21 protein-coding genes are annotated in these 17,379 nt (G+C 45.3%); 11 read left to right on the forward strand and 10 right to left on the reverse strand.

The window, feature by feature from the left end:
* Positions 1 to 537 precede the first annotated feature (537 nt).
* Positions 538 to 930, forward strand: coding sequence for a PilZ domain-containing protein (locus HUJ19_RS12450; RefSeq protein WP_106647343.1), 393 nt, complete (start codon positions 538 to 540; stop codon positions 928 to 930).
* 2 nt (positions 931 to 932) lie between these two features.
* Here HUJ19_RS12450 and HUJ19_RS12455 read toward each other — a convergent pair whose 3' ends face one another.
* Positions 933 to 1,556, reverse strand: a complete 624-nt coding sequence (locus HUJ19_RS12455) for a DUF938 domain-containing protein (protein ID WP_290624569.1) — start codon at positions 1,554 to 1,556, stop codon at positions 933 to 935.
* Between the two features lie 88 nt (positions 1,557 to 1,644).
* Here HUJ19_RS12455 and HUJ19_RS12460 point away from each other — a divergent pair, with 88 nt between their 5' ends.
* Positions 1,645 to 2,226 (forward strand): DUF3365 domain-containing protein, encoded by a 582-nt coding sequence (locus tag HUJ19_RS12460; protein ID WP_290624571.1) that lies wholly within the window; start codon positions 1,645 to 1,647, stop codon positions 2,224 to 2,226.
* Between the two features lie 61 nt (positions 2,227 to 2,287).
* Here the strand turns inward: HUJ19_RS12460 and radA are convergent, their stop codons facing one another.
* The gene (radA, locus tag HUJ19_RS12465) at positions 2,288 to 3,655 is read right to left on the reverse strand and encodes a DNA repair protein RadA (RefSeq protein ID WP_290624573.1); all 1,368 of its coding nucleotides are present in this window, start codon (positions 3,653 to 3,655) and stop codon (positions 2,288 to 2,290) included.
* A 482-nt stretch (positions 3,656 to 4,137) separates the two neighbouring features.
* Here radA and HUJ19_RS12470 point away from each other — a divergent pair, with 482 nt between their 5' ends.
* The 3 genes from HUJ19_RS12470 (at position 4,138) to HUJ19_RS12480 (ending at position 6,226) form a co-directional block, all read left to right on the forward strand.
* A complete protein-coding gene (locus HUJ19_RS12470) occupies positions 4,138 to 5,517 on the forward strand; it encodes a 3-deoxy-7-phosphoheptulonate synthase (RefSeq protein ID WP_290624574.1) in 1,380 nt (459 codons plus the stop codon).
* Between the two features lie 113 nt (positions 5,518 to 5,630).
* The gene (locus HUJ19_RS12475) at positions 5,631 to 5,939 is read left to right on the forward strand and encodes a hypothetical protein (RefSeq protein ID WP_228127061.1); all 309 of its coding nucleotides are present in this window, start codon (positions 5,631 to 5,633) and stop codon (positions 5,937 to 5,939) included.
* Positions 5,936 to 6,226, forward strand: coding sequence for a DUF2970 domain-containing protein (locus HUJ19_RS12480; RefSeq protein ID WP_290624576.1), 291 nt, complete (start codon positions 5,936 to 5,938; stop codon positions 6,224 to 6,226). Before HUJ19_RS12475 ends, HUJ19_RS12480 begins: the two co-directional genes overlap by 4 nt.
* On the opposite strand, the gene HUJ19_RS12485 is transcribed toward HUJ19_RS12480, so the two are convergent.
* Both HUJ19_RS12485 and HUJ19_RS12490 read right to left on the reverse strand, forming a co-directional pair.
* Positions 6,223 to 7,146, reverse strand: a complete 924-nt coding sequence (locus tag HUJ19_RS12485) for a hypothetical protein (protein WP_290624578.1) — start codon at positions 7,144 to 7,146, stop codon at positions 6,223 to 6,225. The genes HUJ19_RS12480 and HUJ19_RS12485 overlap by 4 nt on opposite strands.
* On the reverse strand, positions 7,139 to 7,969 hold the full coding sequence (locus HUJ19_RS12490; protein WP_290624580.1) for a Dam family site-specific DNA-(adenine-N6)-methyltransferase: 831 nt from the start codon (positions 7,967 to 7,969) through the stop codon (positions 7,139 to 7,141). The genes HUJ19_RS12485 and HUJ19_RS12490 overlap by 8 nt, the downstream gene beginning before the upstream one ends.
* A 101-nt stretch (positions 7,970 to 8,070) precedes the next feature.
* Here HUJ19_RS12490 and HUJ19_RS12495 point away from each other — a divergent pair, with 101 nt between their 5' ends.
* A complete protein-coding gene (locus HUJ19_RS12495) occupies positions 8,071 to 8,673 on the forward strand; it encodes an alpha/beta fold hydrolase (protein ID WP_290624581.1) in 603 nt (200 codons plus the stop codon).
* A gap of 22 nt (positions 8,674 to 8,695) precedes the next feature.
* Here HUJ19_RS12495 and HUJ19_RS12500 read toward each other — a convergent pair whose 3' ends face one another.
* On the reverse strand, positions 8,696 to 9,076 hold the full coding sequence (locus tag HUJ19_RS12500; RefSeq protein ID WP_290624583.1) for a diacylglycerol kinase: 381 nt from the start codon (positions 9,074 to 9,076) through the stop codon (positions 8,696 to 8,698).
* 85 nt (positions 9,077 to 9,161) lie between these two features.
* On the opposite strand from HUJ19_RS12500, the gene HUJ19_RS12505 reads away from it, so the two are divergent.
* Positions 9,162 to 9,572 (forward strand): hypothetical protein, encoded by a 411-nt coding sequence (locus tag HUJ19_RS12505; RefSeq protein WP_290624584.1) that lies wholly within the window; start codon positions 9,162 to 9,164, stop codon positions 9,570 to 9,572.
* On the opposite strand, the gene bioD is transcribed toward HUJ19_RS12505, so the two are convergent.
* Entirely contained in the window at positions 9,546 to 10,241 is a 696-nt protein-coding gene (gene bioD, locus HUJ19_RS12510; RefSeq protein ID WP_290624585.1) for a dethiobiotin synthase, read from the reverse strand. The two genes, HUJ19_RS12505 and bioD, sit on opposite strands and share 27 nt — an antisense overlap.
* Positions 10,242 to 10,352: 111 nt before the next feature.
* On the opposite strand from bioD, the gene HUJ19_RS12515 reads away from it, so the two are divergent.
* Positions 10,353 to 11,060, forward strand: a complete 708-nt coding sequence (locus tag HUJ19_RS12515) for a hypothetical protein (RefSeq protein WP_290624587.1) — start codon at positions 10,353 to 10,355, stop codon at positions 11,058 to 11,060.
* Between the two features lie 30 nt (positions 11,061 to 11,090).
* Here the strand turns inward: HUJ19_RS12515 and bioC are convergent, their stop codons facing one another.
* The 4 genes from bioC to bioB are packed head-to-tail and all read right to left on the reverse strand — an operon-like array spanning position 11,091 to position 15,008.
* Entirely contained in the window at positions 11,091 to 11,948 is an 858-nt protein-coding gene (bioC, locus tag HUJ19_RS12520; protein WP_290624589.1) for a malonyl-ACP O-methyltransferase BioC, read from the reverse strand.
* Positions 11,941 to 12,717, reverse strand: coding sequence for a pimeloyl-ACP methyl ester esterase BioH (gene bioH / locus HUJ19_RS12525; protein ID WP_290624591.1), 777 nt, complete (start codon positions 12,715 to 12,717; stop codon positions 11,941 to 11,943). The genes bioC and bioH overlap by 8 nt, the downstream gene beginning before the upstream one ends.
* Entirely contained in the window at positions 12,714 to 13,898 is a 1,185-nt protein-coding gene (gene bioF, locus HUJ19_RS12530; protein WP_290624592.1) for an 8-amino-7-oxononanoate synthase, read from the reverse strand. Before bioF ends, bioH begins: the two co-directional genes overlap by 4 nt.
* Before the next feature lie 15 nt (positions 13,899 to 13,913).
* Complete coding sequence (bioB, locus tag HUJ19_RS12535; RefSeq protein ID WP_290624594.1) at positions 13,914 to 15,008, reverse strand: biotin synthase BioB; 1,095 nt, start codon at positions 15,006 to 15,008, stop codon at positions 13,914 to 13,916.
* Between the two features lie 107 nt (positions 15,009 to 15,115).
* Between bioB and HUJ19_RS12540 the strand changes: the two genes are divergently transcribed.
* The 3 genes from HUJ19_RS12540 (at position 15,116) to HUJ19_RS12550 (ending at position 17,328) form a co-directional block, all read left to right on the forward strand.
* Entirely contained in the window at positions 15,116 to 15,823 is a 708-nt protein-coding gene (locus tag HUJ19_RS12540; RefSeq protein ID WP_290624595.1) for a ComF family protein, read from the forward strand.
* 415 nt (positions 15,824 to 16,238) lie between these two features.
* Entirely contained in the window at positions 16,239 to 16,790 is a 552-nt protein-coding gene (locus HUJ19_RS12545; protein ID WP_290624597.1) for a cytochrome b/b6 domain-containing protein, read from the forward strand.
* Positions 16,791 to 16,896: 106 nt separating this feature from the next.
* Entirely contained in the window at positions 16,897 to 17,328 is a 432-nt protein-coding gene (locus tag HUJ19_RS12550; protein ID WP_290624598.1) for a BLUF domain-containing protein, read from the forward strand.
* Positions 17,329 to 17,379 lie beyond the last annotated feature (51 nt).

Raw genomic sequence — 17,379 nt, forward strand, 5'->3', positions numbered from 1 at the left:
CAAGACATAGCAATTCAAAACAGGACGTTTTGAATAGTAAAATTCGGGCCAGGGATGGAACGTATTTTACGGTGCGTTAAGTGGCTTGGCGGAAACGAAGGGAGTTGAGCGAAGCGAAACCTCAATCACGGGGTGGTCTTCTTTTATGAAGTACATCCTGTACTTCACCCTTCGGGCTAGCTTCGCTATTCAAAATCGTTCCTGACGATTTTGTGGTTACTTAGGGCAAGACAAATTTGTCTGGAACAAATTTGAACAGCGGAGTGAAGCGACGCTGGCTTTAGAGGAATACAGGGATGTATTCCGTAAAAGTAACTCGCTGAGTAGCGAAACCACAATATAAAGCGTAAAAGTCACTGGATACCGCGGTGAGCGACCGAAGGGAGTGCCCTTGGTGCCGCGGTATGACAGATAATGAATTTTGGTACTTCCAATAAGAATTAAGCAAAGCGCTATACACTACAAATTCCCTTAGACAAGCCAAAAGCCATCTGCTACTTTAGAATTATCATAACGTAATGACTCAGGAATAAATTGGTGTCAGAACAGGACCGACGCAACTTTTCACGCATTGAATACAATGCCAAAGTATTAATTGAGCAGGGAGAGCACAAATCAGTGGGCTCTGTCATTGAACTGTCTTTGAATGGAGTTTTAATAGACTCGAAGTCAAAACTGGACGTTACGCAGCCTGTCGACATTCAAATCATCATTGACGAATTTTCTCCAGCTATTCATCAGAAAGCTGAAATTGTTCATCATCAGGATCAGCAATACGGCCTTAAAACTTTAGAGATCGATATAGACAGTATGCTGCAGCTTCGAACTATCATCAGCATGCACAATGACGATCCTGATGATATTCATAGAGAGTCAAAAGCACTCTGGGAAATTAAAGTTGAAGAAAAAGATAGTGAAATAAAAAACTAATCTTACTCTTTAACCCAATCATCAAATCGAGTTTGATATCCTTCTGGCTTGATTAAATCCATCTGCCAACAAGTCTCACCTCTTGCCAAATATTTGACTTCGAAATGAGTTCGCTGAGAGCTCTTATCTACTGCAAACACACTTGGTTCTAATTGCCACTGATTTCTGGCCAACTGTTCGGCCTCCTCAATGTATGACTGAATGTTTGTTGCCAATACCAATTTGGCTTTGTCCTGCATTCTTGAAAGTAAAAATTCAAAAAAAGGCATGTTCAACCAGCGTTGACTGGGATTTTTTGGTTCCGGATTGGGATACAGCAAAAAAACACCTGCAAGAGATTTGGGCTCTAGTGCATGCACCACCCAGGGAATGGCATCGGCATGAACAGCTATTAAATTGTTTAAAGACAACTGCTCAGCTTTTTCGGCAAAGTCATTAAACTTATTTCGAGTTCGCTCAATCGCAATCAAATTCTTATCAGGATTCTCTTGTGCAAACATAAGAGCGTGCTTGCCTCTGCCTGCACCAATTTCTAGATATTGGAGTGATTCGATTTGTGGTTTAACAAATCCCCGAGGAGCAAATAGTTTTTCTGGCTTGAACTTGCGTAAATTGACATCCGTCATAATATATTAAGTTTTTCTGATGTTAGCTTTAAGATGAGCTTTCCAAGCGGTAGTATAAAGCGTTATTAGAAACGGTAAAGGAAACACCATGAAAAAAGTATTAATCATTCTCGCTGTATTGTTGGTAGTCGCGGGTACTGGCTACTACGCGTGGCAAGAGTACCAGAAAGCAAAAATGCAGAAATGGGAAGAAAAAGCACAGCTGGCCGAAGCAACACTTAAGCCCATTAAAATGCAATTTAAAGAAACCTTGATGAATGGCATGCAGCAAGGCGTCGTTGAAGCGATAAATTATTGCAATCTAGAAGCGCCAGAAATCGCTGCAAAAGTGCCTGCCGGTGTCGAGGTGGGACGAACTAGCCATAAAGTACGTAATCCAGACAATGAACCTTCCGAATTATTAAAGGGTCCTCTCGGTTATTACCTTGATCAGGAAAGCAATGGAAACAAAGCTAGTGGTAATATTACTCAGCTTCCTAGCGGTGAGTGGCTTTACGTTGAGCCTATCTATACTCAGGCAGTTTGCCTTGCCTGTCATGGGCAAAACATTGCTCCTGAAGTGCAAGCGGCCATCAATGAAAAATACCCAGACGATCAGGCCACAGGTTTTAAAGAAGGTGAACTGCGAGGAATGTTCTGGCTTAAATTAGCAGAAGATTTTGGCGAGTAGCCATTGAGTGACCCGCATTGCTTTTGCGATAGTCACTCAATCAAAAGACTTTAAAGACTTGCTAGATCAGTTGAATGAACTGATCCATTCGACTGACACCTATAACCTCCATGCCATCAAAGGGTTTTGGAGGTTTATTACCCTCAGGAACGATTGCTCGTTTAAAACCATGCTTAGCTGCTTCCTTTAAGCGCTCCTGACCATTGGGCACCGGACGAATTTCACCCGCCAAACCAATTTCGCCAAAGATGACGGTATGCTCTTCCAGCGGACGGTTCCGTAAACTAGAAATGATCGATGCCACTAACGCCAAGTCGGAGCTGGTCTCCATGACTCTTACACCGCCAACCACATTGGCAAACACATCCTGATCATAAGTCGCAATTCCGGCATGACGATTGAGTACCGCCAGTAACATGGCAATTCGCTGGTGATCGAGACCCACTGCGATACGGCGTGGTTGAGGTGCATGCGAAGTATCTACCAGCGCCTGAATCTCCACCAACATAGGTCTTGTACCCTCCCAGGTTGCCATCACCGCACTGCCAGCCACAGGGTCCTGGTATTTGGATAAAAATATCGCGGACGGATTTTTAACCTGCTTCAAGCCCTCGTCGGTCATGGCAAATACACCCAGCTCATTAACCGCACCAAAACGATTTTTTACAGCACGTAGTAGTCTCAAGCGTCCATCTCGCTCGCCTTCAAAATAGAGAACTGCATCTACCATGTGCTCCAGTACACGCGGTCCAGCCAAAGCACCATCTTTAGTTACATGACCAACAACTAATAACGTAATTCCGGTTTGCTTGGCAAAGCGCACCAATTGAGCAGCACTTTCACGCACCTGAGCCACACCGCCTGGCGCTGACTGCAACATTTCAGTGTAGATAGTCTGAATGGAATCAACCACCATGACTTTCGGCTTTTGCATCAAAGCCTGCGTGGTAATTTGTTCCACCTGTGTTTCGGTCAGCAATGAAAAATCACCGGTCGCCAGTCCCAAACGCTGAGCTCGCATGGTTACCTGCTGCAACGACTCCTCACCGGTCACATATAAAACCGAATCAGTTTCGCTGATTTTGCATAGACTCTGTAACAGTATGGTTGATTTACCAATTCCCGGATCACCGCCCATCAGAACTACCGAGCCAGGTACTAAACCACCGCCTAATACTCGATCCAGTTCAGACAGTCCAGATGACATGCGCGGTAGCTCAGACAGATCCACCTTGTCCATCTTAACCACTTTGGAATCCTGTCCAGCATAACCAGTAAACCGCGAGCTTTTAGCAGTGCTGCTGGTTTTTTTGGCATCCACTTGCTCTACCATGGAATTCCATGCTTTACATGCGCCACATTGCCCTGCCCATTGCGGAGTTTCAGAGCCGCACTCTTGGCAGACGTATATTGTTTTTACTTTTCCCATATCAAATATTCCCGAAAAGCTGATATTTCCGCTACTCTTCGTTAAACCCTCCTCAATCTGCTCACTGATGATGCTACATCAGCTCCGCGATTTCGTCTGGTTTTGCCTTGATTAGCGTTATCTCAACTTTTCTACCAATGTTAACTTAAATTATTTGTAACCTGACTCACCGAGTCAGACAATTGCTCAGTCCGTTTTCTTATTGATGCGTCGGTTGCACCCGTCCTCAATATGCTCACTTATGACTCTACATAAGCTCCGTGATTTCGTCCGGTTTTGCCTTGATTAGCGTTATCTCAACTTTTCTACCGTTGTACTTTTTGCTTGGTTTAATTTTCAGCTGAAATGATCACTGAACATTGCGATAAACAATGTCGTATATCATTGCTATTTTCAGATTATCATCCGAATCACGCTTCTATTCGCCAGCGCCTATCTTATGAGATAGAATAGCTTTATTGAAGCAGATATCTGAATTAATCATGAGTAACAGTCACGCTGACCAATGGACTCCAGACAGCTGGAAGCGTAAACCAGTCAGTCAGCAAATCAAATATGGTGATAGTGAAGCCTTGGCGCAGGTTATTGATAAGTTACGTCAATTACCGCCTTTGGTTTCTGCCAGTGAAGTGGATAGCTTAAAAAGTCATATTGCCGATGCGCAGGAAGGCAGAGCCTTCATCCTGCAAGGCGGTGACTGCGCTGAATCATTTTCTGACTGCAATGCCGAAGCCATTTCACAAAAAGTTCGTCTGCTCATGAGCTTAAGCCTGCTGGTTAGTCAGCAAACTCAAAAGCCGGTGATTCGTATCGGTCGAATCGCAGGCCAATATGCCAAACCCCGCTCCGAACTGACTGAAACTCAGGACCAAACCACTTTACCCAGCTATCGTGGCGACCTGGTTAACCATATTCATTTCAGCGAGTCCGCGCGGATGCCAGATCCGGCCCGCATGCTCCAAGGCTATAGCTATGCTTCATTAACGATCAACTACATCCGCTCTCTGCTTGAAGGCGATATCAGTGATCTGTTCCAACTGGAGCAAGAGTCACAAGACCTATTGTCGCTAAAAACCAATGCCAAGTTGCACAAGAGCCTTGATCAGTTCCGAGAGGCAATGCGTCTGTTCCATCAGGCCAATGGCCCGCAGCATAACAGTCGTCACTGGCTGGAGTTCTTTACCAGCCACGAAGCACTGCATCTGCATTATGAAGAAGCGCTGACCCGCAAAGCCAACAATGGCAAGTGGTACAATTTATCAACTCACTATCCCTGGGTTGGTATGAGGACCACCATTCAGGACAGCGCTCACATCGAATATCTTCGCGGTATCGCTAATCCGATAGCGATCAAGGTTGGCAAAGATCTGTCACCAGAAACTCTGGTTCAGTTATGTAAAGTACTGAATCCCAATAACGAAGCTGGGCGCTTAACCCTGATTCAACGATTTGGTCATCAGTATATCGCTCGGGTCTTGCCGGATATGATCAAGGGCGTGCAGGCAGCTGGCCTCAATGTACTCTGGAGCTGCGACCCGATGCATGGCAATACCCGAGTGAGTTCACAGGGCATCAAAACACGTGATTTCCAGCATATCCAAAGCGAATTACAACAAGCCTTTGAAATTCACGCAGCACACAACAGTCATCTTGGCGGTGTGCATCTGGAAATGACCGCTGAGGCAGTTATGGAATGTGTTGGTGGCACCTATGGAGTAACAGAGCAAGAACTCGACAAAGCCTATACAAGTCTGGTTGATCCACGGCTTAATGTGGCTCAAGTCTTTGAATTAATTGATTCCCTGGAAGATAAGCAGAAACATTTACATAAAATTGACACAAAACACGTATCATCTTCTTGAATTGTAACCAAATGTTCACGTATATTAGGCGGATATGTTCGCCCAAATGGGTAAACTAGGTCTATGGAAAGCGTGTTCGACCCAGATGGAAAGCTTGAGGAGCAATGATGAAAATGACTAAAGCTGTTAAAAAGTACATGACTGTATCAGTTTTTGTGGCGGGTTCATTCCTGTCAGGTCAGGCATTTGCCAATGCTCAAATGTGCTCAAATGTACAATACTCTCCAACGGACGACACACAACTTCACGTTCTAACTCAGCTTGAACCTGAATTGGTTCAACCAGCTCCTCAGCAAAACACCAAAAAAGACGAAAAAAAATCCGAACAGTCAGTTAGCTGGTTTTCATGGCTAACAGAATCTCATACAATGCCAAGTCTGCATTTTATTGATATTCTCGAACTGTTTGGCGGTGACGAATGAGCGAACAACACACTTCTACTCAAAGTAATTCCTACGACAACAAATTACACAATAATTCGGATGACAATAATCAGCAGCCAGCCCAAGAAGGCACCGGTTTCTGGTCAACTGTAAAAAGTGTCGTTGGCGCCATGTTCGGCGTGCAGTCCGAAGAACAACGTCAAAAAGACTTCGAAAAAGGCAGCGCCTTAAACTTCATTATCGGCGGCATAGTCTTCGTTATAGTCTTTATATTCACCATCCTCTATTTTGTTAATTCTGCACTGGAAAGTGCGGGACAAGGTTAATTGCATAAATTTTGTAATTCCAAATACTCCTTAGGTACCTCCATTTCAAACCTACTCAACCCTAATTTAACTCTTTCCTTTTGATAGTTATCAACTAGTTGAAGTAATGCACTGTCAAACTCTTGTTGCCATTCTGGACTTGGCTCTCCCTGGTAAGTATTTTTATGCAGTCCCTTAATGAGTTTTTCAGGCAACTCCCCATAAATATAGGCTTGTAACCTTAGTTCTTTATCACGCTCGGGCGTTAAAGTCTGATTCTGTTCTAAATATTTTCTCTCGAAGCTGGCAACACGTGCGAGATTGTGAGAGGTATAAATACTGCCATACAGAACTGCTCGATATAACCAATACCGAGCTTCCTTAAGCGCACTCTCATCAATAAATGATGTAATTTCAGGATAAGCCCAACCTTCACTTAATGCTGGAGACAGCTCTTCATCAGTAAATGCTTTCCATAACATATTTTGGCCATAAGCATACATTGCAAACCTGTCGCCATTTTTTGCCATTTCGAGTAAATCTGCATTTTTATAATACTTATAGGGATGCTCAATAAAAGGAAAAGAATGATTGTTTTGCCAATCCATTGAAGGCATCCCTAAACTTTCTTGCCACCTCACAACTGCTCTACCCTTAGCTGAATTAAGATAGGCTAAAACCAAGCTACTACAATCTCTTTCTTCCGGTTTAGGCTCTGACAAACTATCAAGCTGGAATATTTCTACATCAGAGCTGCCATTTGCTAAACCTTTATCTGTAGCTGAATCATTCTCCTTTATTTTACTGGTATCTTTAGCGAAGTTCTGTTTCTCTACGTTTGTTTTGTTTAATTCAATAAAAATATAGCTAAAGTTAAAATAGACAAAACTGCAGATGAATATGACTGCAAGAGAAATAAGGATTAGTTTCTTCTTATTCATAAACCACTATCAATTCCTGAGCATTGTTGCGTCCTGCGCCATCGCAGGAAATAAAGCGTCGTACGGGGAAGGATTGCAGGTCTTTGGCTTTGGCGTAGATTAGGCGTGAGAAGTCAGTGTCATGGTTGGAAATAACAACCGGCACGCCTCGTTTGGCCAGTTTCTGGGCTTCGAGCGCCAGTTCGCGCTGGTTGTCGAGCGAAAACTCTTGCTGGCTGTAGCTTGCAAAGTTGGCAGTTAATGACCAGGGAACATAAGGTGGATCACAATAGACCACATTGCCTTTTCGTGCGTGGCTCATGGTTTTGCTGAAACTCTGGCAGCGAAATTCTGCTCTTTTCGCTTTCACGGCAAAAAACTCCATTTCACGACCGGGGAAATAAGGTTTTTTATAACGACCGAACGGTACATTGAAACCACCAGAGCGGTTATAACGACACAGGCCGTTGTAACCATGACGGTTAAAGTAGATAAATAAAGCGGCTCGCTCACGGCCAGCTGGAAGCTGGTTGAAATAGTCTCTTAACTCATAAAAGGTTTTCTGGTTATTGTTCTGAGCGGTAAAAAAACTGGCGCAATAATCAATAAACTCTGTTTTGCCTTTTTTCAGCTGATTAAAAACATCAATCAAATCGGGGTTAATATCAGCCAGTAAGTAACGATCATAATCCGCATTAAGAAACAGTGCTCCTGAACCCGCAAACGGTTCAATCAGTTTATTTCCCTCAGGTAAAACTTTTAGAATTCTAGGCAGTAATCGAAACTTACCACCCGCCCACTTAAGGAAAGGTCTTTGATGGGAAGTGGGCTTTAGTGCAGACATAATCGGTTTTTATTCTTACAATTGCTGCCTAGTGTATCAAAACCGATCACGAATGAAAGGTAAAATTAACTCATTCAGCTCAATAGACTCATAGGAGAAGCATGACTCAAACAACACCCAAGGCCGTCTTTATTTTTGCGCATGGCGCTGGCGCAGACTCACATTCAGAATTCATGCGGACTATGGCAAAGCTTATCAGCCATCCTCAAATTGAAGTGGTACTGTTTGATTTCCCCTACATGCTCAAACGCCAGCAGACCGGCAAGAAGTCACCACCGGATCGTATGCCCAAGCTTATAGAAGCCTATAAGCAACAGATCGTAAAACACGGCCAAGGTCGGAAGGTCTTTATTGGCGGCAAGTCGATGGGCGGACGCGTTGCCAGTATGATTGCAGATGAAGAGCAGCTCGATGGCTTAATTTGTATGGGTTACCCCTTTCATCCGCCGGGCAAGCCTGAAAACCTTCGAACAGAGCATTTACAGAATCTCAAAACACCGGCACTGATATTGCAAGGTACGCGCGATCCTTTTGGTAAGCCTGATGAGGTGGCTGGCTATGATTTGTCTTCAAAAATACAGGTCAGCTGGCTGGAAGATGGCAACCATAGTCTGGAAACTTTGAAACGCTCGGAGGTGAGCACGGAGCAAAGCTGGCAAAAAGCAGCCAGTAAAGCTCAGAATTTCATATTAAGTCTTATCTAGGAATGTCTTGCTAAAGAGCAGTCTAAGAGAAAAAGTTGAAGTAGCAGACGGTGCCCCAGACAATTCCGGTGAAGAGCAATGCAATAAAGACCATGGCAGAGCCTATGTCTTTAGCCCGACCTGATAGTGGGTGTCGCTCAGAGCCAATTCGGTCAACCACTGCTTCAATAGCTGAATTAGCAAGTTCTGCCATAAGGACTACACCTAATGTTAATAACAATATGGCAATCTCACCGGTGGTTTTACCTAAAACAAATGCCAGCGGAATTAAAATGACGGCTAGTACCAGCTCCTGACGGAAAGCGGCTTCGTTGATCCATGCACCTTTCAGTCCCTGCCACGAATACTTAGTAGCGTCTAGAATACGAGGAATTCCTGTTTTACCGGGTTTCATATATGACATTGTGACCGACTTAATACATTAGGCTTATGCAAGGATACTACTGTATGCTAACCTTTTGAGCAAACTGACAAAAATTGGCAACGCTATGAAAATCAAACAGTTAAAATATATCATCTTGTTATCATTCGCACCGCTTGCTGCCTGCTCGGAAGTGGCAAGTAATGATGACTCTGCTGGCTCAGCTAACGGTAGCGTGGATTATCAGCAACAAATTCAGGCGGCCATTGCAGATAAAAGCTGCAACTCAGATGCAGACTGTGCCCTGGTTGAAGTGGGCGCCAAACCCTGTGGTGGCCCGGAAACTTATGAGCCCTATTCAAAGCCTAATGTTGACGAAGACAAGCTGCACCAACTGGCAGCTGCCTATAAAAAAGAACGTCAGGACTATTTCAAAGAGAATCAGATCATGGGTATTTGCGTGGTTACGCCCAAACCCAATGTCGGCTGTGTGAACAATCAGTGTGTTGCCTCAGAGCAAAACCTTCAGGTTCAGTGATTCACTTGCCTTGGTAAAGTCAGCACCTACTTGTTTGTCGACCACACCAAGACAGGGCGCTGAAATATTTTTCTGAAGCCAATCCAGGTTCTGCTCACTGCGGTTCATATCGCCAAAAACAAAGTTGGCAACCCAGCCTTTAAGCTTAAGTCCGCGTCTCTCAATATCTCGAACCGTCAACATGGCATGATTGAGACAGCCCAGTTTCATACCGACCACCAGAATCACATCCATTCCTTTCTGCTCCACCCAGTCGGCGTAGGTTTCAGTATCATTGAGTGGCGTCAACCAGCCACCTGCACCCTCAACAAGTAAGTATTCACTTTTGGGAAATTTAATCAGCCGGTTAAGCTCAGCAATTGAAAGTTCAACACCAGCTTCCTGAGCGGCAATATGAGGCGCGATAGCTGGTTCAAAACACAAAGGATTAATATCGGAATAGTTGATTTGCTCAAAACCTGGGCTTTTTTTCGATAATTCGTGGATTTTAAGACCATCTTCATTCACCCAGCGGCCCGACTGCAATTCAGCCCCAGAAGCAATTGGTTTCAAACCAACAACCTGCTTGTCATGATGCAACAGTGAATTGATAAGTAACTGAGTTATAAAAGTTTTTCCAACCTCGGTATCAGTACCGGCAATGAATAATATTTTTCCCGTATTGCTCATTTTGTTACCCCTCGCACACATCGCTTAATGATGGTTACGCTATAATTTGACACAAAGTTGCTACAATTTGGCGTAGCATATAATCATAGTCCGATTTTCAGGTGACTTAATTTGGCTGGCGACAACACTATCATACTCACTTTGGCCATTATAGCCTTGGTAGTTCTTTTGGCAGCGGTGGTAACTGCTGCTTTAAAGCACGCTTTGGTTAGACAGCTTGAGTCTAAGAACGAGGAACTTAAAAAAGTTCTCGACGAAAACACCCGCAACATCGCCAGCAAGGCTCAACGAATTAAAGAGCTAGAGTCTATCCGTGAGGATCTTAAACACTCCCTGCAAAGCCTCTCTGAACGCAATACGGCGCTGACCCAAGAGCATCGCGAACTCAAAGGTAAATACAAACAAGCGCAAACGTCATACGAAGAAGCTCAGCAAAACTATCTCAATGCCCTGCAATCCATCGCTGACACCAAGCGCGAGCTTGATGACGAAATGGATCAGCTTCGAGAAGAGTGCGATGCCCGCGTTCGAACAATTCGCCAGGATGCCCTTGAAGAAAAAGAACGTTTCAAAGAAAACTTGGGCGCAGAATTCGAACACCTTAAAAAGAGCCATAAGCGCCTGGTTCAAGCCAACGCTACATTAAGTCGTAACATTGATAACCTACGTGATGAACGTGATTTCTATCGCACCGAATTCGAAACCTTGCGTGACTTCCTGCACGAATCACAAATGAAAAACGTCAAGCAAACCCTTGAAGAAAAAGAGGAAGAGCTCAAGGAGAAAATCGTTAACTTTGAGAACAAAAAAAACCATTAATACGATTAACAGTAACGATTCCTGTCACTCTTACTTAATTTCAACTGCATAATCATGGTAACCCATCGCCACCCCAACCTCTGTGCCGAACGCATGGCCATAGATCAGTTCATAAGTCGCTGGGAGTTGACCATCCTCCATCCTGAACTGCTGATACTCTTTCTCTAACTGACGCAGCTGACGCGGGCTGGTCAGGCCGTGATTGCGACTCGAATCAATATTATGCGCGCCAATGTTTTTTAGATCACGCATCAGCTCCAGCGCCTTGCTATAACCAATTACTACCGGCTCACTATCCACCACCGGATCAGATAGTCGGGCACTCAGCATCGCATCACCCACATGGTGCATATCAATAAAGTTATTCACGTGCTGGTAATCATTCACTGCGGCCCAGCTTTGCTTTAACTCATATAAAGTTTCAGGACCGAGTGTTGTAAACAGCAATAACCCTTCGGGTTTTAACACTCGATTGAGTTCCTGAAATAATTGCGGCAGCTCATCGATCCACTGAAAAGTCAGATTCGAAAATACAAAGTCAAAACTGTCGCTTTCAAAAGGCAGGCCTAGTGCGTCTGCGCACAGATACTCTTGCTGTTGTGATTGAGCACGGCAATACTCAACCATGCCCTGTGCCAGGTCAGCGCCTGTTACTTTGGCATTAGGGTACCGCTTGCTCAATTCACGCGTAAAATAGCCAGTGCCACAACCCAGATCCAAAATATTGGTCGGCTGTAATTTGAAATACTGAAGGCGCTCCAACAGCCGTTCGCCAGCGACCTTCTGGAAAAAGGCAGCATCATCATAGGTGCTTGCGGCTCGGCTAAAAGAGCGCGCAATATCCTCTTTTGCAATCTGATTAATCTTTTGCTGCATCGTTTTACTCATGTAAAAACTCTTTGACGTCATTCACGAATACAGGCTTATGGGACAGGAATGGCGCATGGCTCGCTTTGGGATAGACCTTGTGCTGGCTATGCGGAATCAATTGCGCAACCTGCTCTGCGGTCTTTGCCGGAACCAATGAATCCAGACGACCATAAAGGCGTAGCATTGGTGCTTTCACTTTGCTTAACTCACTGCGTAGATCCACATCATTAAGCAGAGCCAGACCACCTCGCAGCGCCTTACCTGCCGGTACACCATGAATAAAGACCGTATCTCTTAAGCGACGAATATCGTCTTTCTGCGTTTCGCTGCCAATCGCCTGAATCGCCAGGAAACGAATAATGGTGCCCTGATAATCTTCTTCCAGATAACGACAGAAGCTATCCATGATGTTGGCTTTCATGGCGTGTTGCCAATCGTCCTCTTGTACAAACCGTGGATTACTGGCCACCGTGATCAGCTTGTTGACTCGCTCAGGCGTTTGGATGGCAATATTGGTAGCAACCAGGCCGCCCAATGACCAACCAAGATAGTGTGCATTTTCAGGAGCAACTTTGAGCACCTGTTCGGTCAACAGATCCATAGTATAAGGATCGCCAGGAATCGGCGAACGACCAAAGCCCGGCAAATCAATCATGTGCAAAGTGAAATGCTCAGCCAAATCATCAGCCACCATTTCCCAGATACCTGAATGCAAACCCCAGCCATGGAGTAAAACCAGATCGGGCCCTTGCCCGGTCGACTCAATATAAGGTTGTAACTTACTCACCCGTTGCCTCTTTCTGCATTGTATTTGGCTTGTTTGATCTGAAGCGCTAAATGCTCCAGCAAATAGTCAATATCGTCAGTGCTGTGTTCCGCGGTTAAGGTTACGCGCAACCGAGCACTGTTTTCTGGAACCGTTGGCGGCCTGATACCAACCAGTAATATGCCAGCTTCTTTTAAAGCACGGCTAATGGCCAATGTTTTATCATTGCGTCCGATCAGCACTGGCTGAATGGCGGTTTCAGAAGGCATTAATGGAATATCGTATTCACTGGCCAGCCTGTGGAAATAGAGGATGTTTTTGTGCAACTGCTCGCGTCGCCATGATTCTTGCTGAATCAGTTTCAGGCCTGCGCGATTGGCTGCCGCTACAGCTGCGGGCATGGCCGTGGTGTAGATATAACTGCGACCAAACTGAATCAGGCTTTCGATCAGCAAGTCATTGCCGGCCACAAAAGCACCAAAGCCACCCAGCGCCTTGCCAAAAGTGGCCATGTAAATATCGGCTGTTTGCTGCGCTAAATTAAAGTGTTCCAGACTGCCTTTACCCTGCTTGCCCAACACGCCAAAGCCATGTGCATCATCAACCATCAAGGATGCCTTATGCTTGTTACAGCTGGCGGCCAGTTCAGGCAGTGGCGCAATATCACCATCCATACTGAAAACGCCATCGGTTACCACCAAGCGGCTTTCCGCAGGCTGTTTCATCTGGCGCTCGAATGAGTCCAGATCGGCGTGGGCATAACGTAACATTTTTGCCGGGCTAGCCATACCACCATCAATCAGGGATGCGTGATTAAGTTTATCCTGAATAATTAAATCATTCTTTTCGGGCAAAGAGGTCAACACCCCATAGTTCGCCATATAGCCTGTCGAGAATAATAAAGCACGCTCAACGCCTAAAAATTCTGCCAGCTCTTCTTCCAACGCATGATGCTGATCGCTGTGCCCAATAATCAAATGCGACGCACCACTGCCAACGCCATATTTCCCGGCAGCTTTTTGCATCGCTTCGATTAATTTTGGATGGTTAGCCAGACCAAGATAGTCATTACTGCTAAAATTCAGATATTCGCGACCTTCAGCCTTTATGCGTACGCTTTGCGCACCCTCAAGGGTTAAGCGCTGACGCAACAAATCCTGAGCTTTTCGCTGCTCAAGTCTGGCTTGCAGTTTTTGCCACATGGCAACTATTTCCTGCTAATGCGTTTTAGTTGCGTCGTAAAATAAAGGTTTAGCCGGTTGCTGCTCTTCAACTTTTGGCGTCTCGTCAGCCAACTCCTCACTGTCCATATCTCTACGCTCAGGCTCAATACCCAGGCGCTTAAATAGCAACATATCGGCTTCAGCTTCTGGGTTGGCGGTGGTTAATAATTTCTCGCCATAGAAGATCGAATTAGCGCCCGCCAAATAGCATAAAGTCTGAGTTTCTTCGTTCATGTCTTCACGACCGGCAGAAAGACGAACGTAAGACTGAGGCATCATAATGCGGGCGGTAGCAATCATGCGTACAAATTCAATCGAATCCAGCTTCTCAACGTCGCCCAATGGCGTACCTTCAACCGCAACCAGCATATTGATTGGAACGCTTTGCGGATGCTCTGGCATATTGGCCAGTTGTTGCAACAAGCCATAACGATCATTGGTTTCTTCACCCATGCCAATAATGCCACCGCTACAAACATTAATACCGGCATCACGAACATTCTGCAAAGTATCCAGACGGTTCTTGTAAGTACGAGTGGTAATAATCTGTTGATAGTATTCGGGCGAAGTATCAAGGTTATGGTTGTAGTAATCCAAACCGGCTTCAGCCAGTTTCTGTGCCTGTTCATCAGTCAACATGCCTAAGGTAACGCAGGTTTCAAGGCCCATGTCTTTGACCTGACGAACCATTTCCAGCACCACATCTAAATCTTTTTCGCGCGGCGAACGCCAGGCTGCGCCCATACAAAAACGGGTCGCACCATTTTTCTTGGCCTGCTGCGCTTTGCTGATCACTTCTTCAACCGCCATCAACTGCTCTTTGGACAAGCCAGTATTGTAGTGACCTGACTGCGGGCAATAGGCGCAATCTTCTGGGCAAGCACCGGTTTTAATACTCAATAATGTGCTGGTTTGTACCTGATTCGGATTGAAGTGTTGACGATGAATATTCTGTGCAGCAAACAACAGATCATTAAAAGGCTGGTTATAAATAGCTTCGACTTCTGCCAATGTCCAGTCATGGCGAACCTGACCACTATTCAATTTTTCTAAACTGGTTAATGTTTGACCGTTATTTTGATTGCTCATTATTTTAAAAACCCTTATAGTCTATGGCTTCGCGCACAGCAAGATTCAGGAAGAATAGCGTGAAGTTTACGGTTTCATCACTCACTGTCAACCAATTAAAGGGAATTATGGTTTACAATCTATTTTCAATCGTTCGCAAAAATATTCCTCAATACTCCGGCAATTGCTCCCTGTGTGGCTTAAGTACCGAATACTCAGGCTTTTGCGAACCTTGCCTCTCCGCAGTTCAGCGCGACGGCCACTACTGCCAGCAATGCGGTAATAGCCTAGGCAAACAGCCTTTTGGTGCCACCTGTGGCCAATGCCTGAAAAAACCACCCCGCTACCAGACCTTAGTCGCTGCGACTCATTATGAGTTTCCGGTCAGTCACGCCATCAGCGAGATGAAGTTCGAAAAGCAACTGCATCATATTCGCAGTTTCAGCAACCTGCTGCTTGAAGCACTGCTCAAGCATTATCAGGATACTCCTCTGCCGCAGGCCATTGTGCCGATTCCGCTGCACTCCAACCGGCTGCGTGAACGCGGTTTTAATCAATCCCAACTGATCGCCAAACACCTGAATCGTAAATTAAACATTCCTTTGCTCGATCATGCACTGCTCCGTATTAAGGATACTCCTCATCAGATTGGTTTAAAGGCTGTTGAGCGCCGCAAAAACCTGAAGCGCGCTTTTACCGTTAAGCAGGAACTACCCAAGCATATTGCTCTGGTAGATGATGTGGTCACCACCGGCTCAACCATTCAGGAAGCTTCCAAACAGTGTTTGAAGCATGGCGTGGAACGAATTGATGTCTGGTGTCTGGCCAAAACCTGACGGCAACTCTATTTGCAGACTCTTACCAGTTTGGGTATATTCTAAAAGGTGTTAAATTTTTTGACACTTTTTGTAGAAATTCTTACTAAACAAACTGATAGGAGCCTTTTATGCCTGCAACCTTTACTCTGCCATGCCCTAAATGTGGCTCTGTTTCGACCTTTAGAACAGGCGTTTCTAAGAGTGGAACCGGGATTGGAAACTGTCGTAATTGCCATAAAAACGTACGTATTCAGGTCGATAGCAAAGGTAATGTGGTAAAAACATCTTAATTTAGTCAATAACAGACAAATGCGCGCTCCGTACATTTGTCTGTAAACACTCCTGATCTCGATCAAGCCCCTGCACATCTGTCCATTGTTATATTAAGGAGCAGCTCCTAGATTGGAGTTATCTTATTCAATGGAGTAATCTCATGAACACAGAAACCTTTAGCCGCCGCTCACAGTTCTTGCACTGGGGACTGGCCCTGTTCGGCATTGCCGCCTGGCTGACCGGAGAAAATGCGGATGATGGCTTCAATACCAATGGATTCCTGTTGCACCTCTATCTTGGCCTTGCCGTGTTGGTGTTTATCCTGACTCGCTTTGCCGCAGGGCTATTTACCCACGGCAAACTGAGTTTCAAGGGCTGGACTGTTTTTAATCCACAGCAGTGGCGTATGGCTGCACAGGATATTGGACAACTGGTTCGTTTCAAACTGCCACACAGAAAGATGCATGAAGGCATCGCCGGGCTGGTTCAGTTTGCAGGTCTCTTGTTATTTTTATGGATGGCAGCCTCTGGCACTCTGATCTTCCTGCTACAGAACAGCGCAGGCTCCGGAGTGTTTGAAGCCGTCGAAGAAGGCCATGAAGTCGGTGAAGCACTGATTCCGCTATTCCTGATATTACATGTGGGTGCAGTGATTGTGCATACCCTTAGCGGTGACCCTGTTTGGAAAAGCATGGTTAAAAAGGATGCCTGATGCACCTTAGCAAACCCCTGCCAAAACCTTCACAACACCTTCATCTCCTCGCGACTAAGGTTGGCTGACGAACAATTTTGTTCAATCCAACAACGAGGAGATGACTATGCTTGTGCAATTGACCTATGCCAGCCGAATCAGTAAAGCGCTGGGCTCTGATGATATTAAAAACATCCTGCAACACTCACAAACCAATAATCAGGCCGATGGCGTTACCGGCGCATTATGCCTTTCGAACGGCATCTTTCTGCAAATTCTGGAAGGCAACCGCAATACCGTTAACCGTGTCTATCACAAAATTCTGCAGGATCAGCGCCATAAAGAGCCCGCGATTCTTGATTACCGCGAAATTACGGCACGCCAGTTCAGCGAATGGTCGATGGGGTTGATTACCCGTACTGACGATAATAAGCAGCTGTTTCTAAAATATTCATCCGACGCCAACTTTGATCCCTATAGCATGAGTGGCGAAACATTGAGGGGCTTTTTTGACGAAGTGGTTGATAACGTTCGCTGGTTGCGCAAAAGTCCTGATTAACCCTGTTTTCAGCATGGATGCTGAAGCTTCCACTCACTCGACACCAAACAA

It is taken from the genome of Kangiella sp. (assembly GCF_014762745.1).
GTDB lineage: Bacteria > Pseudomonadota > Gammaproteobacteria > Enterobacterales > Kangiellaceae > Kangiella.